Annotated in this window: 7 protein-coding genes; all 7 read left to right on the top strand. The window is 71.5% G+C overall.

Annotated elements, in window-relative coordinates; translation table 11 throughout:
* Nucleotides 1–667 (top strand): aldose epimerase family protein (locus AOK17_RS43500; protein WP_055618177.1); only part of this gene is annotated, 667 nt, incomplete at its 5' end.
* A gap of 56 nt (nt 668–723) precedes the next feature.
* Nucleotides 724–1,272: an orotate phosphoribosyltransferase gene (gene pyrE, locus AOK17_RS43495; protein WP_055618174.1), complete on the top strand. Its 549-nt coding sequence runs from the start codon at nt 724–726 to the stop codon at nt 1,270–1,272.
* 195 nt (nt 1,273–1,467) lie between these two features.
* Nucleotides 1,468–2,490 carry a class II fructose-bisphosphate aldolase gene (gene fbaA, locus AOK17_RS43490; protein ID WP_055618173.1) on the top strand — a complete coding sequence of 341 codons (1,023 nt, stop codon included), beginning with the start codon at nt 1,468–1,470 and terminating at the stop codon, nt 2,488–2,490.
* 76 nt (nt 2,491–2,566) lie between these two features.
* Nucleotides 2,567–4,060 (top strand): MFS transporter, encoded by a 1,494-nt coding sequence (locus AOK17_RS43485; protein WP_055618176.1) that lies wholly within the window; start codon nt 2,567–2,569, stop codon nt 4,058–4,060.
* A 114-nt stretch (nt 4,061–4,174) separates the two neighbouring features.
* Nucleotides 4,175–4,588 carry a DUF3151 domain-containing protein gene (locus AOK17_RS43480; RefSeq protein WP_055618172.1) on the top strand — a complete coding sequence of 138 codons (414 nt, stop codon included), beginning with the start codon at nt 4,175–4,177 and terminating at the stop codon, nt 4,586–4,588.
* Between the two features lie 178 nt (nt 4,589–4,766).
* Nucleotides 4,767–5,612, top strand: a complete 846-nt coding sequence (locus tag AOK17_RS43475) for a tryptophan 2,3-dioxygenase family protein (RefSeq protein WP_055618171.1) — start codon at nt 4,767–4,769, stop codon at nt 5,610–5,612.
* Nucleotides 5,605–6,806 (top strand): kynureninase (gene kynU, locus AOK17_RS43470; RefSeq protein ID WP_055618175.1); only part of this gene is annotated, 1,202 nt, incomplete at its 3' end. The genes AOK17_RS43475 and kynU, both read left to right, overlap by 8 nt.

The raw sequence follows: 6,806 nt of genomic DNA, 5'->3' as shown, positions 1-6,806 counted from the left end.
AGAGACAGTCCCGATGGTCCCCTGGTGCGGCCGCACCAGGGACGGCCGCTTCCTGAACGGTGCCACCCCCCACCAACTCCCCCTCAACTCCCCACCCCACGCCATCCACGGCACCGCCCGGGACGCCGCCTGGCACACCGCCCGCAAGAGCGAGAACGAGGCCGTCATCACGTACGACCTCGTCGACCCCTGGCCGTACACCGGCCGGGTCACCCAGGTCATCGCCCTGACCGCGGACACCCTGACGCTGACCATGTCGGTGGAGACGTACGACGACTCCTTCCCGGCACAGATCGGCTGGCACCCCTGGTTCAACCGCAACCTCGGCGGCGGCGAGGACGTGAAGGTCGACTTCACCGCCGCCTGGCAGGAGGAGCGCGGCGACGACCACCTGCCCACCGGCCGCCGTATCGATCCGAAGCCCGGCCCCTGGGACGACTGCTTCGGGATGCCGGACGGAGTCGACGTCACCCTCACCTGGCCCGGCCGGCTGGAGCTGAACGTCGCGAGCCGCGAGCAGTGGGTCGTCGTGTACGACGAGCAGGAGGCCGCCGTCTGCGTGGAGCCGCAGACCGGACCGCCCAACGGCCTCAACACCCTGCCCCGCCTGGTCACCCCCATCGATCCCCTCGAAGCCACCACCACCTGGACCTGGCGGCGCCTCTGACCGGACGACGGCGGGACGAGGACGACGGACCCGGCGGCGCCTCTAAGCTGACCCGCATGAGTGACGTACGCGGCGAGCTGCTGCAGCAGATCAAGGACAAGGCCGTGGTGCACGGCAAGGTGACCCTCTCCTCGGGCCTGGAGGCGGACTACTACGTCGACCTGCGGCGGGTCACGCTGGACGGCGAGGCCGCCCCGCTGGTCGGCCAGGTGCTCCTCGACCTGACGGCGGACCTCGAATTCGACGCGGTCGGCGGCCTGACCATGGGCGCCGACCCGGTGGCCGGCGCCATGCTGCACGCCGCCGCCGCGCGGGGCCGCCGCCTCGACGCCTTCGTCGTGCGCAAGGCGGCCAAGGAGCACGGCATGCAGCGGCGCGTGGAGGGCCCGGACATCGCGGGCCGCCGCGTGGTCGTCGTCGAGGACACCTCCACCACGGGCGGCTCCCCGCTCACCGCCGTCGAGGCCGTGCGCGAGGCCGGCGCCGAGGTCGTCGCCGTCGCGACCATCGTCGACCGCGCCACCGGTGCCGGCGAGAAGATCCAGAAGGGCGCGGGCGTCCCGTACCTCTTCGCGTACTCGAAGGACGAACTGGGCCTGGACTGAGCCCGGTTCCGAGCCCCGGTCCCGTCCCCCCTCTGCTCCCCGGTCCGAGCCCGCGCCGGGAGTTGTCCACAGGCTGGGCACGGGGGCCGGAGCATCCGGGCAAGTCTGGAAAGATGGGGCCGACGATGACGTCACCCCCTAGGTCAGGGCCGTAAGCAGCAGAACGCCACCCGCACATACACAAGGAGCGGACAGATGCCGATCGCAACCCCCGAGGTCTACAACGAGATGCTCGACCGGGCGAAGGCAGGCAAGTTCGCCTACCCGGCCATCAACGTGACCTCGTCCCAGACCCTGCACGCTGCGCTGCGCGGCTTCGCGGAGGCCGAGAGCGACGGCATCATCCAGATCTCCACCGGTGGTGCGGAGTTCCTGGGCGGCCAGCACAACAAGGACATGGTGACCGGTTCGGTAGCCCTGGCCGAGTTCGCGCACATCGTCGCCAAGAAGTACGACATCACGGTCGCCCTGCACACGGACCACTGCCCCAAGGACAAGCTCGACGGGTACGTACGCCCGCTGATCGCGGTCTCCGAGGAGCGCGTCGCCCGCGGCGAGAACCCGCTGTTCCAGTCCCACATGTGGGACGGCTCCGCGGAGACGCTGGCCGACAACCTGGCCATCGGCCAGGAGCTGCTCGCCCGCGCCGTCGCCGCGAAGATCATCCTTGAGGTCGAGATCACCCCGACCGGCGGCGAGGAGGACGGCGTCTCGCACGAGATCAACGACTCCCTCTACACGACGGTCGACGACGCCATTCGTACGGCGGAGGCCCTGGGCCTGGGCGAGAAGGGCCGCTACCTGCTGGCCGCGTCCTTCGGCAACGTGCACGGCGTCTACAAGCCGGGCAACGTCGTCCTGCGCCCCGAGCTCCTCAAGGAGCTGAACGAGGGCGTCGGCGCCAAGTACGGCAAGCCGTCCCCGTTCGACTTCGTCTTCCACGGCGGCTCCGGCTCCACGGCCGAGGAGATCGCCACCGCGCTGGAGAACGGCGTCGTGAAGATGAACCTGGACACGGACACGCAGTACGCGTTCACGCGCCCGGTCGCGGACCACATGTTCCGCAACTACGACGGCGTCCTGAAGGTCGACGGCGAGGTCGGCAACAAGAAGACGTACGACCCCCGCACCTGGGGCAAGCTCGCCGAGGCGTCGATGGCCGCCCGCGTCACCGAGGCCTGCGCCAACCTGCGCTCCACGGGCACGAAGATCAAGTAACCCTGTTTCGTACGGCCCGGGCCCGGTTTTCCTTTCGGAGAGCCGGGCCCCGCCGTATGTCCGTATGCTCCGGGGTATGGCTGCCCCGCCCCAGGAGTCCCCGGCCGTCAGAATGTCCTCCCCCGCCGGGAAGTGGATCCTGCTGACCACCGTGCTCGGGTCGAGCATGGCGATGCTGGACTCGACGGTCGTGAACGTCGCGCTGCCGACGATCGGCCGCGATCTCGACTCGGACCTGGCGGGCCTCCAGTGGACCGTCAACGCGTACATGCTGACCCTCGCGGGCCTGATCCTGCTGGGCGGAGCCCTCGGCGACCGTTTCGGGCGGCGGAAGGTGTTCGTCGTCGGGGTGGTGTGGTTCGCGGCGGCGTCCCTGCTCTGCGGGCTCGCGCCCAGCGCGGGCGTCCTCGTCGCGGCCCGCGCGCTGCAGGGCATCGGCGGCGCGCTGCTCACGCCCGGTTCGCTCGCGCTGATCCAGGCGTCGTTCCACCCGGAGGACCGCGCGAGGGCCGTCGGCCTGTGGTCGGGCTTCGGCGGCATCGGCGCGGCGGTCGGCCCGTTCCTGGGCGGCTGGCTGGTGGACGGCCCCGGCTGGCGCTGGGTGTTCCTCCTCAACGTCCCGCTCGCGCTGCTCTGCGCCCCGATCGCCCTGCGCCACGTACCGGAGTCGAAGGACGACCGGGTCCACGGGCGCGGCTTCGACGTGCTCGGGGCGGCCCTCGGCGCGCTGGCGCTGGCCCTGGTGACGTACGCCCTCATCGAGGCGTCCGCCGGATCGGGGCTCGTCGTCACCGTGACGGCGGTCGCGGGGGTCGCGGCGGGCGTCGCCTTCGTGATGGTGGAGCGGCGGCGGGCCGACCCGATGATGCCGCTCGACATCTTCGCGTCCCGCCAGTTCACGGCGGTCAACGTCGTCACCTTGTGCGTGTACGCGGCCTTCGCGGGCTTCTTCTTCCTCTCCGCGCTCCAGCTCCAGGTCGTGGCCGGGTACTCGGCCCTGGGCGCCGGCACGGCACTGCTGCCGACGACGGTCCTGATGCTGTTCCTGTCGGCCCGCTCCGGCGAACTCGCCCAGCGCATCGGCCCCCGCATCCCGCTCACCGTGGGCCCGCTGCTGTGCGCGACCGGGATGCTGCTGATGCTGCGGGTGGGCACCGACGCCTCGTACGTGCGTGACGTGCTGCCCGCCGTCCTGGTGCTGGGCCTCGGCATGGTGACGCTGGTCGCGCCCCTCACCGCGACCGTGCTCGCCTCCGTGGATGTCGGCCGGGCGGGCCTGGCCAGCGGTATCAACAACGCGGCGGCCCGCGCCGCCGGCCTCGTCGCCGTGGCCGCGCTGCCCCTGCTCGCCGGGATGAGCGAGGAGGCGTACCGGTCGGCGGACGCCTTCGACGACGCGTTCCGGCGGGCGATGCCCCTGTGCGCGGGCATCCTGGTCGTGGGCGCGGTGATCGCCTTCGCGACCGTACGGAAGCCTCCGCCGGGCTGTCTGCGCCCGGAATGCCTCACCCACGGCAGCGTGACGGCCCCGCCGCTGGAGCCGAACCAGTCGCGCGGACGGCTGGAGTAGCCGACCGCAGTGGCCTGGAGCAGCCGACCGCAGGGGCCGGCGTCGCGTTCGCGGGGGGAGTAAAGCGGGCCCGCGATGCGCGCGAGGGCGTCAGGGCCAGGCAAACTGGAACCCATGGCCATCAACGAGAACCTCCTCGGGGGACCGCCCCCGACCCACCTGCCCGATGACCCGGAGCCGCGCGAGCTCCTGGCGAACGACACGCCGCCCGCCGACGTGGCCGCCAAGTACCCCACCTCCTCGCTCGCCTGGGCCCAGCTGGCCGACGAGGCGTACGAGCGCGGCAGCGTCGTCGAGTCGTACGCGTACGCCCGTACCGGCTACCACCGCGGTCTGGACTCCCTGCGGCGCAACGGCTGGAAGGGCCACGGCCCGGTGCCCTGGGAGCACGAGCCGAACCGCGGCTTCCTGCGCGCCCTGCACGGCCTCGCCCGCGCCGCGCAGGCGATCGGCGAGCAGGAGGAGTACGAGCGCTGCTCGCAGTTCCTGAAGGACTCCTCCCCGGCGGCGGCCCAGACCCTGGGCTGAGCCGGCAGGGCCGGTGACCGGCCCCGAACGGTCGCGTTTGTGCAGGTCCGCCTGGTGTGACCAGGCGGACCTTGCGGATTCGGGGCACGATTGTGGAGGATGCCCGTGGGGACCGGGGCCACCGTGTCGAATTCGGCAGGGGCGGACCGCTACCCGGAGTACACAACAGGAGACAGCGATGTCCCACCAGGCTCAGCCCCAAGAGGCTTCGGAGCCCGAGACCCCGCATCTCGACTTCCAGGGCACGACCCCGTACGAGGACTACGTCCAGGCGGACGTCCTCACCCACCTCCAGCACACCCTCTCCGACGATCCCGGAGAGATGGTCTTCCTGGTGACCACCCAGGTCATGGAGCTGTGGTTCACCGTCATCGTCCACGAGTGGGAGACCGCGGCGAAGGCGCTGCGCGAGGACCGGGTGCCGGTCGCGGTGGCGGCCCTGAAGCGGTCGGTACGGGAACTGGAGGCGCTGACCGCCTCCTGGAAGCCCCTCGGCCAGCTCACTCCGGCCCAGTTCAACTCCTACCGCAGCGCCCTCGGCGAGGGTTCCGGCTTCCAGTCGGCCATGTACCGCCGTATGGAGTTCCTGCTCGGCGAGAAGTCCTCGTCCATGCTCGTACCGCACCGGGGCGCGCCCCGCGTGCACGCCGAGCTGGAGAAGGCCCTGCACGAACCGAGCCTGTACGACGAGGTGTTGAGGCTGCTCGCGCGCCGCGGCCACGCGATTCCTACGTCGGTGGTCGACCGTGACGTGTCCCTCCGCTACGACCCGTCACCCGAGGTCGAGACCGTCTGGACCGACCTGTACGCGGGCGACGAGAGCGCCGAACTGGCCCGGCTGGGCGAGGCGTTGACCGATGTCGCCGAGCTGGTGTGGCGCTGGCGCAACGACCACCTGGTGGCCACGCGGCGCGCCATGGGCGCGAAGACGGGCACGGGTGGCTCCGCCGGGGTGGCCTGGCTGGAGAAGCGGGCCCGGAAGAACGTGTTCCCCGAGCTGTGGACGGCGCGGTCCCATGTCTGAGCCCGAGATGAGGCCGAAGGCCGAGAAGCTGGACGCGACGGACGAACTGGCGGGGATGCGGGCCCAGTTCGTACTCGACGACACGGTGTACCTGGACGGAAACTCGCTGGGCGCGCTGCCCCGCTCGGTCCCCGGCCGCGTCGAGGACGTCGTACGCCGCCAGTGGGGTTCACTGCGGATCCGCTCCTGGGACGAGAGCGGCTGGTGGACCGCGCCGGAACGGATCGGCGACCGGATCGCTCCGCTGGTGGGCGCGGCGCCCGGCCAGATCGTGGTCGGCGACTCCACAAGTGTCAACGTCTTCAAGGCGGTTGTGGGGGCGGTACGGCTGGCGGACGGCGGTTCGGAGGGGCGGAGCGGCCGGGACGAGGTCCTGGTGGACGCGACGACGTTCCCCACGGACGGCTACATCGCCGCGTCGGCCGCCCGCCTCACGGGCTGCACGCTGCGTCCGGTGACCCCGGACGAGGTGCCGGGCGCCCTGAGCGAGCGCACGGCGGCGGTACTCCTGAACCACGTCGACTACCGCACGGGCCGCCTGCACGACCTGCCGTCCCTCACGGCGGCGATCCACGCGGCGGGCGCAGTGTCGGTCTGGGACCTGTGCCACAGCGCGGGCGCCCTGCCGGTGGGCCTCGACGAACACGGCGTGGACCTGGCGGTCGGCTGCACCTACAAGTACCTGAACGGCGGCCCGGGTTCACCGGCGTACCTCTACGTCCGCGAGGCCCACCAACCGCGCTTCGACTCACCCCTCCCGGGCTGGAACTCCCACGCCGACCCCTTCGGCATGACCCCGGACTACACCCCGGCCCCCGGCGCCCTCCGCGGTCGCGTCGGCACCCCCGACATCCTCTCCATGCTCGCCCTGGAGGCGGCCCTGGAGGTCTGGGACGACGTATCGATCGACGCGATCCGCACCAAGTCCCTCGCCCTGACGGACTTCTTCCTGGAATGCGTCGAGTCGTACGTCCCCGAGGGCGCGGTGGAGTCGGTAACTCCCTCCCCCCACACGGAACGCGGCAGCCAGGTGGCCCTCCGCTGCACCGACGCGGGCAACGTCATGCGCCGCCTGATCGACAGGGGCGTCATCGGCGACTTCCGCGAACCGGACGTCCTGCGTTTCGGCTTCACGCCGCTGTACGTGGGGTTCGGGGATGTGGAGAGGGCGGCGCGGGTTTTGGGGGAGATGTT

It is taken from the genome of Streptomyces phaeochromogenes (assembly GCF_001418655.1).
In the GTDB taxonomy this organism is placed as follows: Bacteria; Actinomycetota; Actinomycetes; order Streptomycetales; family Streptomycetaceae; genus Streptomyces; species Streptomyces phaeochromogenes.
The sequence above is the reverse complement of the archived record's forward strand: the minus strand, read 5'-3'. Positions and strand labels throughout refer to the sequence as shown.